Below are 18809 nucleotides of genomic sequence, written 5' to 3'. Positions count from 1 at the left end.
ATGCGGTAGGTGGAAAGTTTTGTTATTTTCAGTTGATTTTACAATTGAATGCAATGGTGGCTTTTCTACAGTTCATACTGCTTTAATCCACGCAATGAGTGTAACTGAATGTAAAAGCGTGGCGGAAGATATCTTAGAAGAACTGCCAGAGCTTACGGATCAAAAAATTCATATTTTCATTGAGCATTAAATAATGAGTGTGCTAAAAAATGAATCTAAGGTCTTGCTTCCTTTATGGTTGCTGGATAAAGAAAACCGTGATTCTGAAGATATTTTTTTTGAGGAAGTACGGAAATATTTAACTCGCTATCCAGGCTATAAATTGCTTTGTGTTAAAAATGGTTTTGCTGAATGTAGAGGATGGAAGAAGGTGATGGTTAACATGAGCAAACTCTTGTTAGATGAAAGTCCAATATTAGTTTTGCCTTCTTTAGCAACAAGGATAGGGCTGAACGAATCAATTTTTCTTCAACAGCTGCATTACTGGCTAAAGGACAGCAATAATATCCGGGATAATCATAAATGGGTCTATAACACTTATGAGGACTGGAGTGAGCAATTTCCATTTTGGTCGGTAAGTACGATTAGGAGAATTATTAACAAACTTGAAAATCTGAATCTGCTAATTATCGGAAAGTATAACAAATTAAAAATCGATAAAACAAAATGGTATCGAATTAATTATGAAATGCTTGAGGGTATGAGCAGTCCATCTGTTCAAAATGAGCAGTCGGAGTGTTCAGATTGGACAGACGGACTGTCCAACTTGGACAGACCATTACCAGAGACTACTACAGAGAATACTACAAAGAAAAAAGAAGAAGATGAAGAAGCGCCTGCAGCCGATGAAAATCCTTTTCGTTTCTTTGAGGAAAATGGATTCGGAGCAATCGGAGGATACATATCCCAGAAAATCTCAACATGGTGCGATGATTTATCAGATGAGCTAGTACTGGAAGCTATGAAAATAGCAGTTGAGCGTGGAGCTAAGAGCTGGAGTTATGTAGAGAAAATATTAATCAACTGGTCAGACAAAAAGATATCAACTGTTTCCCAAGCTCAAGCGCTAATCCTTGAATACAAAGAAAAAAGGTCTAAACAATCAAATCAAGCAAGGAAAGGATATGGGCGTCCAGTAAGACAAGAACAGCTTCCTGATTGGTTTGATGAAAATACTAACCATCCAGTAGCAGATAATAAATCGGGCCCCGATGAAAAGGCAAAAAAGAAACAAGAACTGCAGGAAAAATTAAAGAGATTAAAGGAGGGACCGTAATGGAATTAAAGAAGGCTGTTGAGCGTCGAAAAAGTCACCTAATCAACAGGTTGATAAAAACAGGATTCACCAAAACCCATGATGGAAGACAGTTATATGAACTTCCATTGGCAGATCTAGAAAGGTTACACATTGAGTACAAATGCCAAACAGCACCACAATATGAGATTAAACAGGTGAACTAAATGAGCAATATTAGTCAGTGTTCCTGCTGCGGGAGAGTATATCTCATTGTTTCAGATGAGGTTTTATATTGCTCTCTGGAATGCAAGGGACTACACAGCCTCTTTCAGGAAGAAGAGAACACGCAAGACATAAAAAAAGGCCAGGCAATCAGCCCGGCAAAAATCCATTAATAACACCTTAATTATAGCACACAAAGGGGTGTTAGATGTGAAAAGAGTTAATGAACTTCATGTCAATATTGATAATATGTCCATTGAGCAAAAATTAGAATCCGGCAAGATAAAAATTATTGTTTTGGATGGACAAAAAGGTGTCGTAAGCTCGTTTGAAGCTGTTAAGCACGGTGAAACGGTGATTGAAACAGTAAACGGCCATGCTAAGCGAATTCACTTTCGTGAGAGTGAGCTAATCTGATGAATACTGTCCAGCCTATACGTGATCTTCGACTCGTAGCGGCCATGAAAACAGAGTTACTAAAAAAGGGCAAAAGAAACTGTTTTCTATTCACGATGGGAATTAACACTGGACTAAGGATTAGTGATCTACTATCACTGAAGGTACAAGACGTCAGAGGTAGATCTCACATCATTATCAAGGAGCAGAAAACAAATAAGCTCAAACGATTTAGAATTAATCATACTCTTCAAACACTAATAAATGATTATACCCAAAGTATGACAGATGATACGTACCTTTTTAAGTCATATCGCGGTACAAAAAATATCAAAAGAGTGCAGGCTTGGAAGATATTAAATCAAGCAGCACAGCAAGTCGGATTACAAGAAATTGGTACCCATACGTTAAGGAAAACCTTTGGGTACCACTTTTATCAAAAATACAAGGACGTAGCCGTCCTGCAGCAGATATTTAATCATTCGTCACCGGCAGTCACCATGAGATATATCGTATTAACCAAGACATTATCGATGAAGCGGTAGATGGTTTTAGTTTATAAAACAGGAGGGCTAAAAGATGCTTAACGAATTATGCAAAGAAGCTTTTGAAACAGCTAAATCTAAGGGATGGCATGACGAGCCAAGGGAAACAGGAACACTATTGGCTCTGATACACAGTGAAGTCAGTGAAGCACTGGAAGCAGATCGCAAAGGCGACCAAGAAAACTTCGCTGAAGAATTGGCAGACGTTCTTATCCGGATTTTTGATTTGTGTGGTGCTAAGGAGATAGATCTTGATAAGGCGGTCACTCAGAAGATGGAACGGAATAAAGGAAGGTCATATAAACACGGTGGAAAGGCTTATTAAAGGGGGAACCCAATTGCGCTTAGAGGCATTTGTAAATGCTCCACTAACCAAGTTATCTAAAAGCCAGCAGGAAAGATTTATATCACTGTTAAAAAATGCACGAAATTCTGATGAAGAATATGGCATCGTGCAATCACTTTTAACAATGGGATATGCAGTAAAAGAAAGTAGAAGCTGAATTTGTATTGTGTTTCCAAATGAAAAATCCATCAATTAATCAATGATGGATTTACAGTGAGGACAGTTGATATCATCAGCTCGTTTAAACTGAATCTTTTTAAAATCACTTTTAGTAAAAGTAAAAAACACATGATATTTAAAACCACATATACAACTGTTTTGATCCTTAACTATATGTCTTAGACCAGATTCTCTACTATAAATTGTCGGGAAAATCATGACTTCCAACCCTTCTTAGCTAAGATACAGGCAAACTAGAAAGGTATGTATTGATAAAAAATACTTTTGCAACCCGGCTGCCATGACAATTAGTTGTTTTAGGCCCGTGGCTTTGCGTCTTTTACTTTCGTAAAATTTGCCCATAGGAAATACTATCATATTTTGGTTTGTGATTCCTCCATGGTAATAATTTGTAATGAAAAGGAAATGAAATTTACAAAGAATAGACTCAAATCAGACATAAAGTGGTGAAGAAATGAAGCAATTAGACTTATTCTCCTTCGCACTGGAAGATCAAATCATCGATCTAAGACAGGGTGAGGAGATGGAGTTTTTCAGAGGGAAGGAACGGCTGCTGATACAGAAGCATGAAAGGTACCAGGACGTTTGCTCTTATCAAGGTCCGGATTTCTCAGGCTATGCCCTTCATATTGATAAAAAAGGTTTATCTGGTGGATTAGATATCTTTGTAGCAAATATTGAACGGTGGCTGGATGGCCGGGGATGGAATGAAACAGAGCCCATAAAAGGCTCTGTTTAGAGAAATATTATATCGAAAGAGATTTAGCTGCTTTACGTTTTCTCAAATAAAACAAAACATGGAAGTATGTATAAACCGGTATTGAGAAAAGTAAAGTTACTGCTTCCCTATAATTAGGAGGGGAAAGCAAAAGATTTACTGCAATTGCTGATAAAGAATATAAAAATAATTGAAATAAATAAGACTCCAAACCAAAGGGTTCTTTTGTTTTGGAATTAAGGGCATCAATTATTATAGTTACAGGGATTCCTAAAACTATGTAAAAAGGAATTGAGAAAATTGCAACCAAAGATAGTTCTCCCCAAATATCGTATCTTTCAAGTTCACCCGTTAAAAATTCAACTATTGTCATAATTATAGGTGCTAGGGGAGCTGAAATTAAAATAGCAAGTAGCATTAAAAGAAGTTTTTTCAGAAATTTTTTCACATAAACACCTCAGCAAAATATGAATCTTAAAAATGATCACATGAATAATTAAGTTTCCAATAAAAAACAGACTAAAATAGTCTGCTTACAAAAAAGTACTCCATATTGCATAAAAAAAGATTCCAAGTCCGCCTAAGAATACACCTAAACAAGCTAAACTCACTGGGGATCCCCATTTAATTTCTGGCATATACAAAACCTCACTTCTATGTAGTATTTGAAAATTATACCATAATTTTCAACCTAGGAATTTGGTTTTGAAAGAATATTAAGTTTACTAGATTGGAAGTGAGCTAATGGACACGGTAAATGTTATCTGGAGGAAAACTTGTTCCAGTCAATATGGATTGTGTGAGTAATTAACAAAAGAGTAATTGTGTATCGTTCTTAACAATTAATGTGCATATTTGAAAGGAGATTTATTAATGGATAAATGGGAAACGATGAAAGATGATTTAAAAAAATTAAGTGATGGTCGGCAAACTACTATTCTATGGATTTTATTGGGTCACTTAGAATTCAAAAGTGATGATGATGCCCTAAAATTATTAAATGAAGAGATTGAAAGGTATAAAAGATACGATAAAAACAAGTAAATGTTACGCAGATATTGAGAAACAAAATAAGCATTGTGTTGCGAGCAAGGACCAGAACTTATAGGGGTTTACCATGGGGTTATGGCGTCTGGCCTTGCTCGTGCAGGTAGTTTGTCCAAGTTAAGCAGTTTTATGCGTTTTTGATCAATTAAGTTCACTAAGGATGATAGTCAATGGCATGTTGCAAGAGATGTCTTTTGAGGAAGGTTAATGGAGTATAAGCCTTCCCATAGATAGTCTAGAAACTTTTCTTATTATTAATTGTAATCGCTCCAATGATAATTGAACCTAGTAAAACTAAAATCATAAAAATAAAGGTGCTAAATTCATTATCACGTAAAAGTTGTATTGCTAGAATGCCTTCGATGAAAATAGTTCCTAAAATTAAAGCTAGAATTATTTTTACTTTTTCATAAAGCTCAAATTGTATTTCCCCTGATAAATAAACAAATTAAACAACTTATTCAGTATATCAAAAGTACTATAGAATTAAAGTTTTTTAAAGACTAGTGGAGAAAAATGTTGGTGAAACAAAATGATAGAGGAGTTAAGAAATAAAAATCCCTAATCGGGGTCAATAATATGAGTTCTTTAAATGTTATTACTTACATTTGGACTGGAACCTAAAAATTAGTTCGTCTAACATCTGACTATATTTTATTGTCTCAGGATGTTTCAATCCTTTAGTGATACCAGTTTCAATCAGTGCTTTTCTAAAAAATTGAATCTTTTTGCTAAGCTCTCGGCAGAAATTACACATTAATTTGCTCCTTTAAATGATAAAAGTTCAAAAACAATTATTACAGATTAAAGGAAATTTATGAATGATTTCGACAAAACTTGTCTCTAAACGACAAGAAATTTATAAAACAAAAGGTAGGTTTTGTTTATTTAAAAGGTATCATTTGAGTATAAGTAATAAGCATAAGTGCAGATTAATTATTTTTTTGTAGGAGGAAGGGAATTTATGACAGCTTTTATAGGAATGAAATTCAGTGATGGAGTTTTATTTACTGCAGATAAAAGAGCAATGTTTAATAACGGTGAAACTTCTGATGATATTAAAAATAGTTTTATTAATGAAAAAGTAATTTTAGGATGTGTAGGTAAAGGTAATGTGTATAACTCTTCATTGAAAGATCTTAGAAGTTTTGCAAAGAACAATAATGACCCGATAAAAATTTACCAAAGAGCAGTGTTGTTATTTAAAAAGAATATGAAGATCTTCAAAGAACAATTTCCTGATCAAAAATGCATTATAATATTTTTTCTTGGAGGATTTGACAAAGAAGAAAAGCCTTTTTTCTTTGGTACCAGCTCAGAAGGGGAAGAATTTGATGAAATAAAATCTTTTGAAATGGCATTTAAGGTGGAACCTCCGACTGAAGAAGAGAAAGTAAAAAAATATTTGGGGTACAAGATAGAGCAATTTGCTAACTTCAAAAATGTTGAGGACTTTGTTTTAACTTTTTCTGAAGCAATTAGAAACATAGATAATAAAAAAGTAAGTCAATCAACATATTCTGTTTATTTATCTACACAAGGTTTTTATAAATTCGAAGTTGAAGATGATGGCGTTTTAGTTAATACAGAGCGAATTTATTCTAACAATTTCTTTAATGATGATGATAAATTGTTCTAAAGTATCTGGATCATAAGAAGCAAATAACTTTAGTCCAGTATAGGAAACAAAAGATAGAAGGTGTTAATAAATGATAGATAGAAGACAAATTAAGAACTGGCTGTGTGAGGATTGCACCTTTGTATTCCAGACTTTTGGCAAAAAGCAAAACGGAAGACCAAGGAAGTATTTCTGCCCTAGTTGCGGTGAGAATATTGAAGTGGTCAAATATGAGGCTGACCGATTTAATAAAAAAGGCCCGAAGCGTGTGTATCAACCTTGGACGGAAGAAGAAATGAAAATTATCGAACAGGTGATGAGTGGTGAACTCTTAAAATATCAAGCTGCTATTAAATTAGGTCGTTCAATTAAGTCAGTACGCAGAAAAATTGAACGCGTGAATGAAGTTAGAGTCAAAGTAAATTAAATTAAATAGAGTGTTGTATTATACAGAGTATTTAGCCAAGTATATATTGAGGAGGAGTTAATATTGATGAACCGTGTGGTCCTTGTGGGCCGTTTAACCAAAGATCCTGATTTAAGATATACTCCTAATGGTGTACCAGTAGCGAGTTTCACTCTTGCTGTGAATAGGTCCTTTACAAATCAGCAAGGCGATCGAGAAGCGGACTTTATTCAGTGCCAGATCTGGAGAAAGCCGGCTGAAAATGTTGCCAATTTTCTTAAAAAGGGTTCTCTCGCAGGAGTAGACGGCAGGATACAAACCCGAAATTTCGAAGGTCAAGATGGAAAACGTGTTTATATAACAGAAGTACGGGCAGATTCAGTTCAATTCTTAGAGCCTAAAAGGGATAGCGATAGCCCGAAAAAACAGGAAGCGAATTATAATAACAACAATCGGAATGACAATCCCTTTCCTGACAATGATTATTCAGGTATTAGTGATGATGATCTTCCATTTTAGAAATGGAGAATGTGTAACTCAATAAAAATTGTAGTATAATGTAAATAAATCCAAATATGTCCAAGACCGAAAGCGTGAGGGCACTGATTATGTTGCATTGATTTGCACGTGATTAGTGTCCTTTTTCTTTTATTAAGGAGGGGAAATCGTGGAGTTTAATTTTGATAATAAAGTGTTAAGGTCGGTTGTAAAAAAAGATACTGTCTGGTTTGTCGCGAAAGATGTTTGTGAAATCTTAGATCATAGCCAGGTCAGCAAAGCAGTTGAAAGGCTGGATGATGATGAAAAGCTGATGGGAACAATATTCCTATCAGGTCAAAACCGGGAAACATGGCTAATCAATGAATCCGGGCTTTACTCATTAATCTTAACTAGCCGAAAAGCAGAGGCGAGAAAGTTTAAGAAATGGGTTACTCACGATGTTCTCCCGACTATTCGAAAAACCGGTGGGTATGTTTCGAATGAGGACATGTTCCTGCAAACTTATCTTCCTCATGCTGACGATCAAACAAAACTCATGTTTCGTGCGACTTTAGAGACAGTGCGTAAGCAAAATGAACAAATATCTCTTATGCAGCCGAAAGCTGATTACTTCGATGCTCTGGTAGACCGTAATTTATTGACTAATTTCCGAGACACAGCCAAGGAACTGGAAGTAGGTGAGCGCCAGTTTGTTAAATGGCTATTAGAGAACAAATATTTATATCGTGATCCAAAAAGTAAGCTAAAGCCATACTCCAAGTTCGTACCAGAAATATTTAAGTTAAAGGAATATGAACGGAATGGCCGGGCGGATGTTCAAACCTTGATAACACCTAAAGGGAAAGAAACGTTCCGGATATTAATGAAAAAGCTAGTCTCATAAGTCCAAGACCGAAAGCGTGAGGACACTGATTGAACAGTTTAGTGCTGTTTTGTCAGTGTCTTTTTTATTTGAAAATGGCGGGGGTAGATAATAATGAAAGAACAGTTAGAATTTCAATTAGAGAAAATTAATCGAGAAGAAACAAAAATAAAAGTTGAGGAGGCTTTGGAAAAGTATCGGATCATGCTCCTGACACAGGAATTAAACCAACTTCCAAAAGTCACTCAAAATTTCTCCTTGGAGCTTCCTGCCTTCAGCAATCAATTTCATTCTTCTACTGAAACTACAGCAATTAATAATGCTGAATATGAAATAGAAAGAAGTAAATTTATTAAAAGGGTATCAATGGCTGTTAATCGCTTGGCATACAAAGAGAGAGCTATTTTAATAAGGCGGTATATGACTGAAGATGATATTTTTGATTATCAGGTATATTCTGATTTGCACATGAGTGAAAGGACGTATCATCGTCATAAATCCAAGGCTTTTTATCGCTTGGCCTTTGCTCTGAATTTAGTTGTTTATCATGAAAAGCAGGCGGTGGCTGAGGTATGAATTTTGTCCAACCTATTCGAGATCCTGAATTAATCAGGGAAATAAAGAGATTTTTACGTGAGGACAGCGAGAGAAATTACATGCTGTTCGTTACGGGTATTAATAGCGGATTAAGGATTTCTGATATTTTGCAATTAAGAGTGAGCGATGCTAAGAAGCCATACTTTAATATCATTGAGCAGAAGACACAAAAGAAAAAGCGTATTGAAATGACTCCTGGGCTTAGAAAGGAATTCAAAGATTACATCGAAAGAAGAGAAGATCATGAATTCTTATTTAAAAGCAGAGAAGGTGTGAATAAGCCAATCACCAGGAGCATGGCTTACAAAATATTAAGGCGAGCTGCAGATCAAGTTGATTTAGATGATATTGGAACACATACATTAAGAAAAACATTCGGTTATCATTTCTACAAGCAATATAAGAATGTGGCAATCCTTCAAAAAATATTTAATCATTCAGACCCAAAAGTCACACTAGGGTACATCGGCATTGACCAGGATGAGATGGATCGGGCCATGAAAGGTTTCAAAATTTAGAGCTGAAGCAAGCTTATTTTTTTATTTGTTTTTATTAATTCCCTTCATTTTTGAAGTGTGGAATTGATTTTTAAGGATTATCTTAAACCATTGATAAATATAGCGTTACAGGCTATGGGTGAATTCCACAGTATTTAAGATATGGGTAATTCAGAGAGGATGATCTAGCATTGGATTCTTACACTGATGAGGAAAGGTGAAGAGATTAGGAAAAGTGGCAGACTTTTGGCAGGATTGTGGCAGACTTTTGGCAGGATAATGGCAGTTCATTTTGTTTAAAGCATGCTAATATGATATTAACGACAAAATTTAAGTCGCCATCCAATCTTGCTGCGGAAACAGCGGGACGATGGCAGATGGTGTTTGCCTGGTGTTTTAAAGAGTGCGCAGGTACAGAGCGGATAATCTGTACATAAAGACGTTGCTGATTGGGTCCAGCAGCGTCTTTTTTCTATGGAGATAAGAGGTGAGCTTATGAAGTTTGCTGATCATTTAAATAAAGAACAGATTCGTAAGTTTAACCAACTAAGACATACATCAAGGAATCAGAAGGAAAAGAAATCAAAACCAATAGCTAAGCAACAAGAGCTGCTAAGCCAAAGGGATTTACTTATACTGATGGGAACTAACCGCGATACTTACAAAAGGGTGAGAGGATCAGTTAGGAGGAAATGAGTTTGGTGTCCACGAGTGAACATCTTATAGAATACATCAAGTCCGGTCAGTTAATGAAATTCTATAAGTCTAAGGAATGGAGAACACTTAGAGTCGAAGCCTTGGAGCGGGATAACTATGAATGCCAGATGTGTAAAGAGAATGGTAAGTACCATAAAGCAGAATGTGTCCATCACATTAAAGAAGTAAAGCCATATCCTCATCTTGCTATGACCTTATCTAATCTCAAATCATTATGTAATCCTTGTCACAATAAAGTTCATGATCGGATAGGTATTCATCTGCAGGAGCAAGGAAAGAAATTCGTAAACGAAGAAAGATGGTAAAGGAGGAGAACAATATGTACGTTGAAAGATTGGTAGAGGATAGGTTGGAAAGATTAAGACGAGAAAAAGAAATGCATAACAACCATGTTAAGCAGCTACAGGCGGAATTGGAAGCAGAAAAAAATCATTTAAAAGAAATTGAAAATGAAAAAGAAAAGCTCGAAGTATTTTTGAAAAAATAATACCCCCCGGTCAAAAATTTTGAACATTTTTAGGAGAACTGTTCAACGGGGAGAGGAAGTCGGAGAAAAGATTTTTTGAAATTCTCACGTGATAGGGGGTGCACACAAACAGCACCCTTTTTTCTATGTCGAAAAAAAGGAGGCGGTGAGGGTGCGTGAACTACATTGAGCAAGCACATGAGGATTATGTGAAAGGCATGAAATACAAGGACATTGCAGAGAAATATGACGTTTCTATCAATACCGTCAAATCATGGAAGAGAAGGTATGATTGGTCTCGGGAAATAATTTCGGACAAACCGAAAAGTATGCAAAATCCCAAGGAAGTCGCACACAAGAAAAAACCTCAAATTTCCAAACAAAGAAAGCTGATCGAGACAGATTTAAAAAGGCAGCTTGAAGAGTCCGGGGCTACCCAGGCACATTATATAGATCTTGTTAATGATTACTTATCCATGTGGGACGTGAAGAATAATTTAATTGCTGATATCGAACGTCGTGGTGTGGTAGTTTTATGGACTAACGGGAAGCAAGTGAGTGAAAAAAAGAACGATAGTATTTCTGAACTTAATAAAACGAATGCTCAAATGCTAAAAATTCTTTCCGAACTTGGCCTTAAGGCAACAGAGATAGGCAAGGGAGATGGTTCAGGTGACGATGTGTAACTCCCATCCGTTCATCGATGATTACTTCCATCTTATTGAATCAGGAGAGCTCCCTGCGTGCGAAGAGCAGCATTTGTTGATTGATTATGTTAAGAAAATTCTAGAGCGTGATGATGTCTATATTGATGCCGAGATGGTGGAAAATAGTATTGAGATACCAGCAAAATATTTTCCTTATAGTCTTTATCCTTGGCAAAAGTTCGTAAATGTCTTTATCTTTGGTTTGCGCTGGAAATCTGACAATACCTTGGTTTTCAATCGGTATTTCATATACATGGGACGCGGTGGCGGAAAGAATGGATACCTTTCTTACAATTCATTTTTTATGTTGTCTAAGCAGCATGGCATACCAAACTATGATATTGATATTGTTGCTACAAGTGAGGATCAAGCGAAGCGTTCATTTCTGGATGTTTACAATGTTCTAGAAGATGAAAAAAACTTAAAGCGTTTAAAGAAAGCTTTTTATCGTTCGAAAGTTGAAATCAGAAATAACTCCACAAAGAGTTCAATGCAATATAATACTTCAAATGCGAGAACCAAAGATGGTAAACGTCCAGGCTGTGTGATATTCGATGAAGAACACGAATACGACAATTACGATACGATCAAGGTGTTTACAAGTGGTGGGGGTAAGGTTCAGGATTATCGTGAATTCCATATATCAACTGATGGAAATGTCCGTGGCGGTCCTTTGGATGATTTAAAAGATGAGGCAAAAATGATCCTGAACGGCGAAATCGGAATTGATGAGTCTTCGTTATTACCATTCATATGCAAGTTGGACAAGCCTGAAGAAGTAGAAGATATAAACAATTGGGCAAAAGCTAATCCATCTTTACCTTACAATGAGGTTTTATTAAGAAAGATGAAGAGCGAATATTCCCAAATGCAAAGGAATGCAGCTATTCGAATTGAGTTCATGACAAAAAGGATGAACAGTCCTGTTGAAGATACTCGAAAAGCTGTTGCAACTTATGAAGATATTCTTGCTACCGAACAGCCGGTTCCTGATTTCTCAGGGTTTGAGTGCATCGGTGCCGTTGACTTTGCGCAAATACGAGACTTTTGTTCAGTTGGAGCTTTATTTAAGCATGAAGGTAAGCGGTATTTTAAACAACATACTTTCATGCATCACACAGCACCTAAGCTTCAAGATATCAATAAAGATATTATTCAACTTGCAATAAAAAAAGGGCTGCTTACTGTTGTCCATGAAGCTTCGATTGATCGTAAGCATGTTGTAAATTGGTTTGTTGAACAAGCTCAAAAGTATCATTTTCTAAAAGTAGCCATGGACTTATACCGTTCAACTATTTTAAAAGATGCTTTTGAAGAAGCTGGTTTTGAAGTTGAAATAGTTCGAAGAGGACCAGCGACTCATGGGATGCTTGCTCCCTTGGTTGAAGAAATGTTTGTTAAAAAGGAAATTGTATTCGGGGATGATCCCCTTATGCGTTGGTACGTGAATAATGTTTATAAAGAAGAAAGAGCAAATGGCAATGTGGAATATTTGAAAATAGATAAAGAGAAACGGAAAACGGATGGTTTTTTTGCGTTGCTGCATAGTTTGGTCCTTGATGATCAATTATTTGAATCGGAACCATTTGATCCATTTATGTTTAATGTAACGACGTTCTAGAAGGGGGTGAATGAATTGGGATGGACAGATATGTTTAAGGGCCTGTTGTTTAAGGATGGTACTCTATCCGGGTACGAAATCAGCTTAGATATAATATTGGAATACCAGTATAAAAAGCTTGCTATAGAGACATGCATTGATCTAATCGCTAATGCCATCTCTACTTGTGAATTTCAGACCTTTGAAAAGGGTGTACAGGTAAGAAAAAATAATTATTATTTATTCAATGTATCTCCCAACCAAAATCAAAATTCATCAGAGTTTCTTCATAAGCTTGTTCATCATTTATGTTATGACAATGAATGTCTGGTCATTATGCAGGATGGTATGCTCTATGTGGCGGATGATTATGAAACCGTTGAGTACGCCATGAAAGAAAATTATTACAAAAATGTTCAGGTTGGAGAGTTTACCTTTAACAAAATATTTATGGAAAGTGAAGTCCTGCATTTTAAGCTAAGTGATGAAAATATTCGTAAAGTGATAGATCTTCTTTATGAGTCTTATGGAAAGATCCTTTCTTCAGCCATGGGAATTTATAAAAGGGCGAATGCCAAAAGGTTCCTGGTTAAAGGAAAGTTTTTGAAATCTCACAATGAAAAGGAACAAGAAGCTGCCAATGAATTATTTAATCGGCAATTTAAAGCCTGGTTAGAGGCTGATAAAGCCGGGGCCATGATGCATATAGGTGAAAATGTTGCACTAGAAGACATGAGCGGCAATGGGAAGGGAGGAAATCCTGTAGCTAACAGCCGTGATATTCGTGCTTTAGTTGATGATATTTTCGACTTTACTGCTTTGGGATTCCATGTGCCGAAGGCTTTATTAAAGGGAGATCTTGCAGATATTGAAAAGCAGGTGGATAGCTTCCTGATGTTTTGTATTAAGCCGATTGCTAATCTCCTTAATGCTGAATTTAATAGGAAAATCTTCCGGAAAGAGGAGTACCTTGAAAGGTCCTATATAAAAATTGATACTTCTAAAATAAAAATCTTAGATATTGTTAATCTGGCTACAGCTGCCGACAAGTTCTTTGCGATTGGTGTAAACAGCATTAATGATAACTTGGAGCTTTTAGGAAGAGAGCCACTTAATGAGGTTTGGGCAAATAAACGATTTGTTACTAAGAATTATCAAATGGTTGAAGATGTAGATAGATTGGAAGGGGGTGAATGAGTTGAGGAGATTTAAAAATGAAAAGTACAATCATCTTGCGTCAGTGAATCATCAATTCAAAGCAGATGCTGGAGAGGATAATACTACTTTGACCATCTATGGAGATATAGGGGAGTCATGGTGGAGCGAGTCCACTTCTGCAAAGGATGTGGAAAGCGCCTTGAAAACTGTCACATCAGGCACACTGACAGTTCACTTAAACAGTCCTGGTGGTGATGTGTTTGATGGCATAGCAATTTATAATCAATTAAAAAATCACTCAGCGAAAGTCATAGTTTACGTAGATGGACTTGCGGCTTCAGCTGCATCCATTATAGCCATGGCAGCGGATGAATTGATTATGAATACTGGCTCAATGCTGATGATTCATGAAGCGTCTACATTTACTTGGGGAACTAAAGCGGACATCAAGAAAACACTAAATGCATTACAAGGTATAGATAAATCGATTGCAGATATCTATATGACCCGTTACCAGGGGGACCGATCTGAAATTGAAACTTTAATCGAAAATGAGACATGGTTTACTTCAAGTGAGGCTGTAGAATTAGGCCTTGCAGATAAAGTAAATGATGTTCAGGAAGATGATGAGTTAGACCCTGAAGAATTTAAGAATTCTATTCTTCAAAAATTCCGAAACAAAAATCAACAAACAACAATAGTAGCTCACGATGGCAATGGAAAAATAGTTGCTAAGAGTATACTGGATAATTTCAAGCGCCAATAGGCGTTTTTATTTTGCCTAAAAATAGGAGGAAATGACAAAATGAAAAACCCAAAAAGATTTCTAATGCCATTAAATATTCAATTGTTCGGTGGTACAGGAGTTCAAAATCTTGACCGATCTGTCATTGAAAATAAAGAAGCACAAATTACAGCAATGCAGGAAGCATTTGAAAAGGGAGATGCCCAAGCTGTAGCGGAGCGCATTGTAACCAATATGGAAAGCAATATGGTACACATCCAGGATATGATGAATTCCATCATCAAAGAAGCCCAGCAGGCAAAGGATGAAAATTGGGATGCTCAAGTTCTTGCTTCACGTGGAATTCGCGTTCTTACAAGCGAGGAAAAGAAGTTCTATAACGCAGCCATAGAAGCACAGTCCTTTGATGAGGTTCATAAATTAATGCCTCCTACTGTTTTTCAGCGTGTATTTGAAGATTTAGAGAAAGAGCATCCTCTGTTATCTTTAATTAACATGCAGACAACCGGAGCAGTGACACAGTGGGTTCTTCGCCGTCCTGGTGCTTCTGCAGCATTTTGGGGTGATGTAACTGCAGCCATTCAAGAAATGGTCGATGAAGGTTTTTACACTGTGGAAATGGGAATGTTCAAGTTAAGTGGATTCCTGGTAGTTTCCAAAGCGATGTTCGAGTTAGGGCCTGATTGGCTTGATAAATATGTACGGACTTTCATGGCTGAAGTAGTAGCTGAAGAGTTAGAAAACGTCGTGGTTAATGGCACAGGAAATAAGCAGCCAATTGGTATGACACGGGATTTAAACGGAGCAGTTGTTGGAGGAGAGTATCCACTTAAAACACCTGTAACTCTAAGTGATTTTACTCCAGCAACAATCGGGAAAGAGATCTTAGCACCTACAACAAAAAATGGGACACGCAGATACACAGGAGTCACATTGATCGTCAATCCTCTGGATTATGCTGCTAAGTTCTTTGCTTTGGGAGCCAAGCAAAAAGATGATGGTACTTGGACTTATGATAATTTCTCTGTTCCAGGTTTAACAATGGTTCAATCGCCTGCTGTGCCGTTAAACCGGATGATTGCAGGTAAACCAAAAGATTACTTTATGGGCATTGCTACAAATCAGAAGCTGGAATCAACTGATGTTTTACGTATGATTGAAGATCAACGCCTTTACCTAATCCGACAGCTGGCAAACGGGAAGCCATTAGACGCAGATTCATTCACTGTATTTGATATCACGGCTATTGGTTCTACTACACCAACACCTTAATAAAACAATAATAATATTTGGAGGGATTCACATGTATGAAGTAATTCATGATTTTTATGAAAAAGATCATAAGAACACCTTGTATAAAAAAGGAGAGACATATCCGAAAGAGCCGTATAATGCTGATCCGGAACGTGTAGCTTATCTGCAAAAGGATGAAAATGAATATAAGGTTGCTTTTCTTGGTAACGAAATAAAAAAGGAAAGCAAAAAGAAATCCTCTAAGTCTGATTCCAAAGAGTAGGTAGTCAAATGGATGATCAACTGACAGGAGTCCTTCTGGAAGAGTTGAAAAGTACTCTGAGGATTACTTGGGCTGATGAGGATACGGATTTAAAAAAGATTATCCAACGAGCGGAGGCGTACCTGCAGGAATTATGCGGGGCGTCTCTTGATTTTTCAAAAGAAAGCCAACCCAAAACATTGTTATTGGAAAGATGCCGGTATGTATATAACAATGCAGCAGATGAGTTTGAAGGGAATTTTCAACATGAGCTTTCCCGGTTGATTTTTAAGGTTGGTATTGAGCAGGTGGTTATTGAAGATGGATCAGTATAGAGAAACCTTTAATGACGGAGTACTTGTATACGGACATAAAACCACGCAACGGTCACAAACTGGGAAGAGGATTGGGGAGGTTTTCACAGCTGAAGGCAAGTTATATTATCGCGAAATGTCATGCAGGCAAAGTGATTATGAACTCGCCAATGCGTCGGGTTCAAAGCTTGATATAAAAGTGAAGACTCCTTATCCACCTTCTTTCAGAAAAATTAATAAGAATAAATTATTGATTCAAATTGATGGTGAAGAATACGAATCAATTAATGTAGATCATGATGCTTCCAAATTGTATTTGTTCTTTTACCTTCAGAAGGTTGGTGGTAAGAGTGAATGAAAAATCAAAAGCAAAGATGCTTGAACAGAAAAAAAAGATTGTAGAAGGCTTAAAAATGAACTTTCCTAATCTCCCTCTGTTTGAAGATGAAATTGCAGAAGATGAGGAGAAAGTCTTTATTGATTCTAAGTATCATCTTGCCATATTAATCATGGGAGACTTTTCACCATCATCCAATTCTGCTGCTATTCTTACGCAAGCATTTTCTGTTGAGTACTACTCAGAAGATCGTGATGATGTTGATGAATTTCTCCTTGATATTATAACGATTATCGATGCAGTCCCAACGGTTAGTTTTAGAAGAACACGGAAGGTCAGAATGAAAGTTGCGAACATGGATCGTTATGTGGATGTCGTAACCATTGATTTCACGAGGTCTGTTAAATATGCGTGCTGATTTTGACTTTAACCATTTAGAATTTGATCGACTCCAGGAGAATATTTCAAGGCTTGGTGACAAAGCAGAAGAAACCATGAATAAGTCTTTGGCGGAGAGAACAGAGGAAGCTATTGTCCCTAGAATTACAAGCCTTATTCCCATTTCCAGAAATCCTAATGGAAGAGGGATTAGAAATAAGGTCCATGCCAGAAACTTAGTGTGGCATAAGAAAGAACTTGGTAACCTCTCCGTCACCATAAAATCAAGAGGTGGGGCAGCAAATAAAAGAGGATCTCTTGGCTATCTTGTGTTTCCAGATGAAGGGCGTGGAAGCAGTAACCCGGTTGCTCATGAATTTATGGCCAGAGGATTAGAAGAGGGTACGCCAGATTTAGTTGATGTTTTAGAAGAAGATTTAATCAAAAGAATAGAGGAGGAATTGTAGTGGCTACAGTGGTTACTGATTTTGATGCTGTTTCGGTTAAAAATGTAAATGCTCAATTTAAGGACGGTGGAACATCAGGAGGCGCAAGGTCTTTTGGGTGCACAGGGTCTGTTGAAGGGGAAACAGAAAGTATTGTTATTGAAAAAAGGTGTGCTGGAATGACTAAAAAGTCGCTGGCAAAACCTCAAAAAATGAACTTAACCTATACAGGTCATCTTCCTGTGGCTGTATTGCGAGATGTATTTGGACTTTCCAATACGGGTTTAAAGCCTGGTGTTTATTCATATGGCCAAAGTTCAAAGGGCAAAGAGTTTATATTAACGGGTGATGTTGTCGATGAATTTGAAGATGTAACAAAATTGATTGCCTTCCCAGCTGTCACAAGTTCGACGGGACTAAAAATTCAGTCCATCGAAAATGGAGCGGAAGAAGTGGCACAAATTGAATTAGAGTTTACTGTTCTTCCGGATAGTGCTGGCCAGTTTTATTATGAAGCTCTCGTTCCGGAGTTGGATGATACAACTGTGGCGCAGCAATGGCACACTGCATTTTCTAGAGAGTTAGTGGAAGCAGTACCGGTTCCTTAAAACGATATATACAAAAACTGTTTGAGAACCTGCTTAAAGTAGGTTCTTTTTATTTTAAATTACTTATTTTAGGAGGGTTTAGATGGTTAAAAAAATTCATTCAGTTGTGTTGAAAGATATTCAGTTTGTGGAGATTGAAGGTGAGTTTAAAGAAGTGGTTGAAAATGAAAAAAAATACCCACTTTTTTTGAGCAATCACTCCTTAAGACGCGGACGCGATTTAGGAATCATTGATTCAAGTATGATTCAGGATTTATTAGGACTCGAAAAGAATGTTAAAGGTAAAGAGGATGATGAAGCTGCCAGAAGCTTACTCGATGATCTTTCAGAAGAAAAAATGCAAAACGTAATCTATTTAGCCTTTATTGGAGCAAATCCAAAATCCGAATATACTCTTGATGATTTTCTTCAGAGATACCATGGCGATTATACGGAAACTCTTACTCTTTATATGGAAATTTTAAAATCCTCCATTGGTGATTCCAATAATAAATTTGCTGCAGGCCTTCGAAAATCAACTAAAAAACCAAGTTCAAAAGAAAAAAAGTAAAGCCTCCACAACTTGATTTTGAGTGCGTGGAGGATAAATATGTTTGGTTTGTTCTTGGCCAAGGAATGGACCCGGACTTTTTTTGGCATGAGCCAATTGCGAATGTCGAACGGGTT

General features: G+C 36.7%; 31 protein-coding genes, 1 pseudogene and 1 riboswitch. Of the genes and pseudogenes, 30 read left to right on the top strand and 2 right to left on the bottom strand.

Features of this window, described 5'->3' with window-relative positions; all coding sequences use genetic code 11:
* Positions 1–19: 19 nt before the first annotated feature.
* From IRB79_RS24795 to IRB79_RS24760, 8 genes and pseudogenes are all read left to right on the top strand, one after another.
* Entirely contained in the window at positions 20–190 is a 171-nt protein-coding gene (locus tag IRB79_RS24795; protein ID WP_243505819.1) for a hypothetical protein, read from the top strand.
* Between the two features lie 3 nt (positions 191–193).
* Positions 194–1276 carry a DnaD domain-containing protein gene (locus IRB79_RS24790; RefSeq protein WP_243505818.1) on the top strand — a complete coding sequence of 361 codons (1083 nt, stop codon included), beginning with the start codon at positions 194–196 and terminating at the stop codon, positions 1274–1276.
* Entirely contained in the window at positions 1276–1461 is a 186-nt protein-coding gene (locus tag IRB79_RS24785) for a Fur-regulated basic protein FbpA (protein ID WP_243505817.1), read from the top strand. The genes IRB79_RS24790 and IRB79_RS24785 overlap by 1 nt, the downstream gene beginning before the upstream one ends.
* Positions 1462–1669: 208 nt before the next feature.
* On the top strand, positions 1670–1876 hold the full coding sequence (locus IRB79_RS24780) for an XtrA/YqaO family protein (RefSeq protein WP_243505816.1): 207 nt from the start codon (positions 1670–1672) through the stop codon (positions 1874–1876).
* Positions 1876–2417: pseudogene (locus IRB79_RS24775) on the top strand (site-specific integrase). Before IRB79_RS24780 ends, IRB79_RS24775 begins: the two are co-directional and overlap by 1 nt.
* Before the next feature lie 17 nt (positions 2418–2434).
* Positions 2435–2725, top strand: coding sequence for a MazG nucleotide pyrophosphohydrolase domain-containing protein (locus IRB79_RS24770; protein WP_243505815.1), 291 nt, complete (start codon positions 2435–2437; stop codon positions 2723–2725).
* A 13-nt stretch (positions 2726–2738) separates the two neighbouring features.
* Positions 2739–2903 (top strand): hypothetical protein, encoded by a 165-nt coding sequence (locus IRB79_RS24765; protein WP_243505814.1) that lies wholly within the window; start codon positions 2739–2741, stop codon positions 2901–2903.
* Positions 2904–3188: 285 nt separating this feature from the next.
* Positions 3189–3275, bottom strand: a riboswitch (cyclic di-GMP riboswitch).
* A 105-nt stretch (positions 3276–3380) separates the two neighbouring features.
* A complete protein-coding gene (locus IRB79_RS24760) occupies positions 3381–3665 on the top strand; it encodes a hypothetical protein (RefSeq protein ID WP_243505813.1) in 285 nt (94 codons plus the stop codon).
* 7 nt (positions 3666–3672) lie between these two features.
* Here the strand turns inward: IRB79_RS24760 and IRB79_RS24755 are convergent, their stop codons facing one another.
* Positions 3673–4092 carry a hypothetical protein gene (locus IRB79_RS24755; protein WP_243505812.1) on the bottom strand — a complete coding sequence of 140 codons (420 nt, stop codon included), beginning with the start codon at positions 4090–4092 and terminating at the stop codon, positions 3673–3675.
* Positions 4093–4517: 425 nt separating this feature from the next.
* On the opposite strand from IRB79_RS24755, the gene IRB79_RS24750 reads away from it, so the two are divergent.
* Complete coding sequence (locus IRB79_RS24750) at positions 4518–4688, top strand: hypothetical protein (RefSeq protein ID WP_243505811.1); 171 nt, start codon at positions 4518–4520, stop codon at positions 4686–4688.
* Between the two features lie 601 nt (positions 4689–5289).
* Here IRB79_RS24750 and IRB79_RS24745 read toward each other — a convergent pair.
* The gene (locus tag IRB79_RS24745; protein WP_221877901.1) at positions 5290–5448 is read right to left on the bottom strand and encodes an aspartyl-phosphate phosphatase Spo0E family protein; all 159 of its coding nucleotides are present in this window, start codon (positions 5446–5448) and stop codon (positions 5290–5292) included.
* 207 nt (positions 5449–5655) lie between these two features.
* Here IRB79_RS24745 and IRB79_RS24740 point away from each other — a divergent pair, with 207 nt between their 5' ends.
* The 21 genes from IRB79_RS24740 to IRB79_RS24640 all read left to right on the top strand — a co-directional run bounded on the left by IRB79_RS24740 (position 5656) and on the right by IRB79_RS24640 (position 18693).
* Positions 5656–6330 (top strand): Ntn hydrolase family protein, encoded by a 675-nt coding sequence (locus IRB79_RS24740; RefSeq protein WP_243505810.1) that lies wholly within the window; start codon positions 5656–5658, stop codon positions 6328–6330.
* Positions 6331–6400: 70 nt separating this feature from the next.
* Positions 6401–6736: a hypothetical protein gene (locus IRB79_RS24735; RefSeq protein ID WP_243505809.1), complete on the top strand. Its 336-nt coding sequence runs from the start codon at positions 6401–6403 to the stop codon at positions 6734–6736.
* A 63-nt stretch (positions 6737–6799) separates the two neighbouring features.
* Positions 6800–7234 (top strand): single-stranded DNA-binding protein, encoded by a 435-nt coding sequence (gene ssb, locus IRB79_RS24730; protein WP_243505808.1) that lies wholly within the window; start codon positions 6800–6802, stop codon positions 7232–7234.
* 148 nt (positions 7235–7382) lie between these two features.
* The gene (locus IRB79_RS24725; RefSeq protein WP_243505807.1) at positions 7383–8099 is read left to right on the top strand and encodes a BRO family protein; all 717 of its coding nucleotides are present in this window, start codon (positions 7383–7385) and stop codon (positions 8097–8099) included.
* Between the two features lie 93 nt (positions 8100–8192).
* The gene (locus IRB79_RS24720; protein ID WP_243505806.1) at positions 8193–8654 is read left to right on the top strand and encodes an ArpU family phage packaging/lysis transcriptional regulator; all 462 of its coding nucleotides are present in this window, start codon (positions 8193–8195) and stop codon (positions 8652–8654) included.
* Entirely contained in the window at positions 8651–9193 is a 543-nt protein-coding gene (locus IRB79_RS24715) for a site-specific integrase (protein WP_243505805.1), read from the top strand. The genes IRB79_RS24720 and IRB79_RS24715 overlap by 4 nt, the downstream gene beginning before the upstream one ends.
* Before the next feature lie 474 nt (positions 9194–9667).
* The gene (locus IRB79_RS24710; protein WP_243505804.1) at positions 9668–9868 is read left to right on the top strand and encodes a hypothetical protein; all 201 of its coding nucleotides are present in this window, start codon (positions 9668–9670) and stop codon (positions 9866–9868) included.
* The gene (locus IRB79_RS24705) at positions 9865–10194 is read left to right on the top strand and encodes an HNH endonuclease (RefSeq protein WP_243505803.1); all 330 of its coding nucleotides are present in this window, start codon (positions 9865–9867) and stop codon (positions 10192–10194) included. Before IRB79_RS24710 ends, IRB79_RS24705 begins: the two co-directional genes overlap by 4 nt.
* Before the next feature lie 14 nt (positions 10195–10208).
* The gene (locus IRB79_RS24700) at positions 10209–10376 is read left to right on the top strand and encodes a hypothetical protein (protein WP_243505802.1); all 168 of its coding nucleotides are present in this window, start codon (positions 10209–10211) and stop codon (positions 10374–10376) included.
* 155 nt (positions 10377–10531) lie between these two features.
* Complete coding sequence (locus IRB79_RS24695; protein ID WP_279401039.1) at positions 10532–11041, top strand: P27 family phage terminase small subunit; 510 nt, start codon at positions 10532–10534, stop codon at positions 11039–11041.
* Positions 11034–12683 carry a terminase TerL endonuclease subunit gene (locus IRB79_RS24690; RefSeq protein ID WP_243509651.1) on the top strand — a complete coding sequence of 550 codons (1650 nt, stop codon included), beginning with the start codon at positions 11034–11036 and terminating at the stop codon, positions 12681–12683. The genes IRB79_RS24695 and IRB79_RS24690 overlap by 8 nt, the downstream gene beginning before the upstream one ends.
* A gap of 30 nt (positions 12684–12713) precedes the next feature.
* Positions 12714–13859, top strand: a complete 1146-nt coding sequence (locus tag IRB79_RS24685; RefSeq protein ID WP_431833452.1) for a phage portal protein — start codon at positions 12714–12716, stop codon at positions 13857–13859.
* Between the two features lies 1 nt (position 13860).
* A complete protein-coding gene (locus tag IRB79_RS24680) occupies positions 13861–14586 on the top strand; it encodes a head maturation protease, ClpP-related (protein WP_243505800.1) in 726 nt (241 codons plus the stop codon).
* Between the two features lie 39 nt (positions 14587–14625).
* Positions 14626–15837 carry a phage major capsid protein gene (locus tag IRB79_RS24675; protein WP_243505799.1) on the top strand — a complete coding sequence of 404 codons (1212 nt, stop codon included), beginning with the start codon at positions 14626–14628 and terminating at the stop codon, positions 15835–15837.
* Positions 15838–15868: 31 nt separating this feature from the next.
* A complete protein-coding gene (locus tag IRB79_RS24670) occupies positions 15869–16081 on the top strand; it encodes a hypothetical protein (RefSeq protein ID WP_243505798.1) in 213 nt (70 codons plus the stop codon).
* 8 nt (positions 16082–16089) lie between these two features.
* A complete protein-coding gene (locus IRB79_RS24665) occupies positions 16090–16395 on the top strand; it encodes a head-tail connector protein (RefSeq protein WP_243505797.1) in 306 nt (101 codons plus the stop codon).
* Positions 16382–16732, top strand: a complete 351-nt coding sequence (locus tag IRB79_RS24660) for a phage head closure protein (RefSeq protein ID WP_243505796.1) — start codon at positions 16382–16384, stop codon at positions 16730–16732. Before IRB79_RS24665 ends, IRB79_RS24660 begins: the two co-directional genes overlap by 14 nt.
* Positions 16725–17129 carry a hypothetical protein gene (locus IRB79_RS24655; RefSeq protein ID WP_243505795.1) on the top strand — a complete coding sequence of 135 codons (405 nt, stop codon included), beginning with the start codon at positions 16725–16727 and terminating at the stop codon, positions 17127–17129. The genes IRB79_RS24660 and IRB79_RS24655 overlap by 8 nt, the downstream gene beginning before the upstream one ends.
* Positions 17119–17556, top strand: a complete 438-nt coding sequence (locus IRB79_RS24650) for a hypothetical protein (protein ID WP_243505794.1) — start codon at positions 17119–17121, stop codon at positions 17554–17556. The genes IRB79_RS24655 and IRB79_RS24650 overlap by 11 nt, the downstream gene beginning before the upstream one ends.
* A complete protein-coding gene (locus IRB79_RS24645; protein WP_243505793.1) occupies positions 17556–18143 on the top strand; it encodes a phage tail protein in 588 nt (195 codons plus the stop codon). Before IRB79_RS24650 ends, IRB79_RS24645 begins: the two co-directional genes overlap by 1 nt.
* An 82-nt stretch (positions 18144–18225) precedes the next feature.
* Positions 18226–18693 carry a hypothetical protein gene (locus tag IRB79_RS24640; RefSeq protein ID WP_243505792.1) on the top strand — a complete coding sequence of 156 codons (468 nt, stop codon included), beginning with the start codon at positions 18226–18228 and terminating at the stop codon, positions 18691–18693.
* Positions 18694–18809: the final 116 nt, after the last annotated feature.

Origin of the sequence: Cytobacillus oceanisediminis (genome assembly GCF_022811925.1) — a bacterium.
Lineage (GTDB): Bacteria > Bacillota > Bacilli > Bacillales > Cytobacillaceae > Cytobacillus > Cytobacillus oceanisediminis_D.
This window is presented reverse-complemented; position numbering and strand designations above follow the sequence as displayed.

Excerpts from the sequence above, each read along its gene's own strand:
- IRB79_RS24790 (WP_243505818.1), top strand. The coding sequence starts at position 194 with ATGAGTGTGCTAAAAAATGAATCTAAGGTCTTGCTTCCTTTATGGTTG.
- IRB79_RS24785 (WP_243505817.1), top strand. The coding sequence starts at position 1,276 with ATGGAATTAAAGAAGGCTGTTGAGCGTCGAAAAAGTCACCTAATCAAC.
- IRB79_RS24770 (WP_243505815.1), top strand. The coding sequence starts at position 2,435 with ATGCTTAACGAATTATGCAAAGAAGCTTTTGAAACAGCTAAATCTAAG.
- IRB79_RS24760 (WP_243505813.1), top strand. The coding sequence starts at position 3,381 with ATGAAGCAATTAGACTTATTCTCCTTCGCACTGGAAGATCAAATCATC.
- IRB79_RS24750 (WP_243505811.1), top strand. The coding sequence starts at position 4,518 with ATGGATAAATGGGAAACGATGAAAGATGATTTAAAAAAATTAAGTGAT.
- IRB79_RS24745 (WP_221877901.1), bottom strand. The coding sequence starts at position 5,448 with ATGTGTAATTTCTGCCGAGAGCTTAGCAAAAAGATTCAATTTTTTAGA.
- IRB79_RS24740 (WP_243505810.1), top strand. The coding sequence starts at position 5,656 with ATGACAGCTTTTATAGGAATGAAATTCAGTGATGGAGTTTTATTTACT.
- IRB79_RS24735 (WP_243505809.1), top strand. The coding sequence starts at position 6,401 with ATGATAGATAGAAGACAAATTAAGAACTGGCTGTGTGAGGATTGCACC.
- IRB79_RS24720 (WP_243505806.1), top strand. The coding sequence starts at position 8,193 with ATGAAAGAACAGTTAGAATTTCAATTAGAGAAAATTAATCGAGAAGAA.
- IRB79_RS24715 (WP_243505805.1), top strand. The coding sequence starts at position 8,651 with ATGAATTTTGTCCAACCTATTCGAGATCCTGAATTAATCAGGGAAATA.
- IRB79_RS24710 (WP_243505804.1), top strand. The coding sequence starts at position 9,668 with ATGAAGTTTGCTGATCATTTAAATAAAGAACAGATTCGTAAGTTTAAC.
- IRB79_RS24705 (WP_243505803.1), top strand. The coding sequence starts at position 9,865 with ATGAGTTTGGTGTCCACGAGTGAACATCTTATAGAATACATCAAGTCC.
- IRB79_RS24700 (WP_243505802.1), top strand. The coding sequence starts at position 10,209 with ATGTACGTTGAAAGATTGGTAGAGGATAGGTTGGAAAGATTAAGACGA.
- IRB79_RS24690 (WP_243509651.1), top strand. The coding sequence starts at position 11,034 with ATGTGTAACTCCCATCCGTTCATCGATGATTACTTCCATCTTATTGAA.
- IRB79_RS24685 (WP_431833452.1), top strand. The coding sequence starts at position 12,714 with ATGTTTAAGGGCCTGTTGTTTAAGGATGGTACTCTATCCGGGTACGAA.
- IRB79_RS24675 (WP_243505799.1), top strand. The coding sequence starts at position 14,626 with ATGAAAAACCCAAAAAGATTTCTAATGCCATTAAATATTCAATTGTTC.
- IRB79_RS24670 (WP_243505798.1), top strand. The coding sequence starts at position 15,869 with ATGTATGAAGTAATTCATGATTTTTATGAAAAAGATCATAAGAACACC.
- IRB79_RS24665 (WP_243505797.1), top strand. The coding sequence starts at position 16,090 with ATGGATGATCAACTGACAGGAGTCCTTCTGGAAGAGTTGAAAAGTACT.
- IRB79_RS24660 (WP_243505796.1), top strand. The coding sequence starts at position 16,382 with ATGGATCAGTATAGAGAAACCTTTAATGACGGAGTACTTGTATACGGA.
- IRB79_RS24650 (WP_243505794.1), top strand. The coding sequence starts at position 17,119 with ATGCGTGCTGATTTTGACTTTAACCATTTAGAATTTGATCGACTCCAG.
- IRB79_RS24640 (WP_243505792.1), top strand. The coding sequence starts at position 18,226 with ATGGTTAAAAAAATTCATTCAGTTGTGTTGAAAGATATTCAGTTTGTG.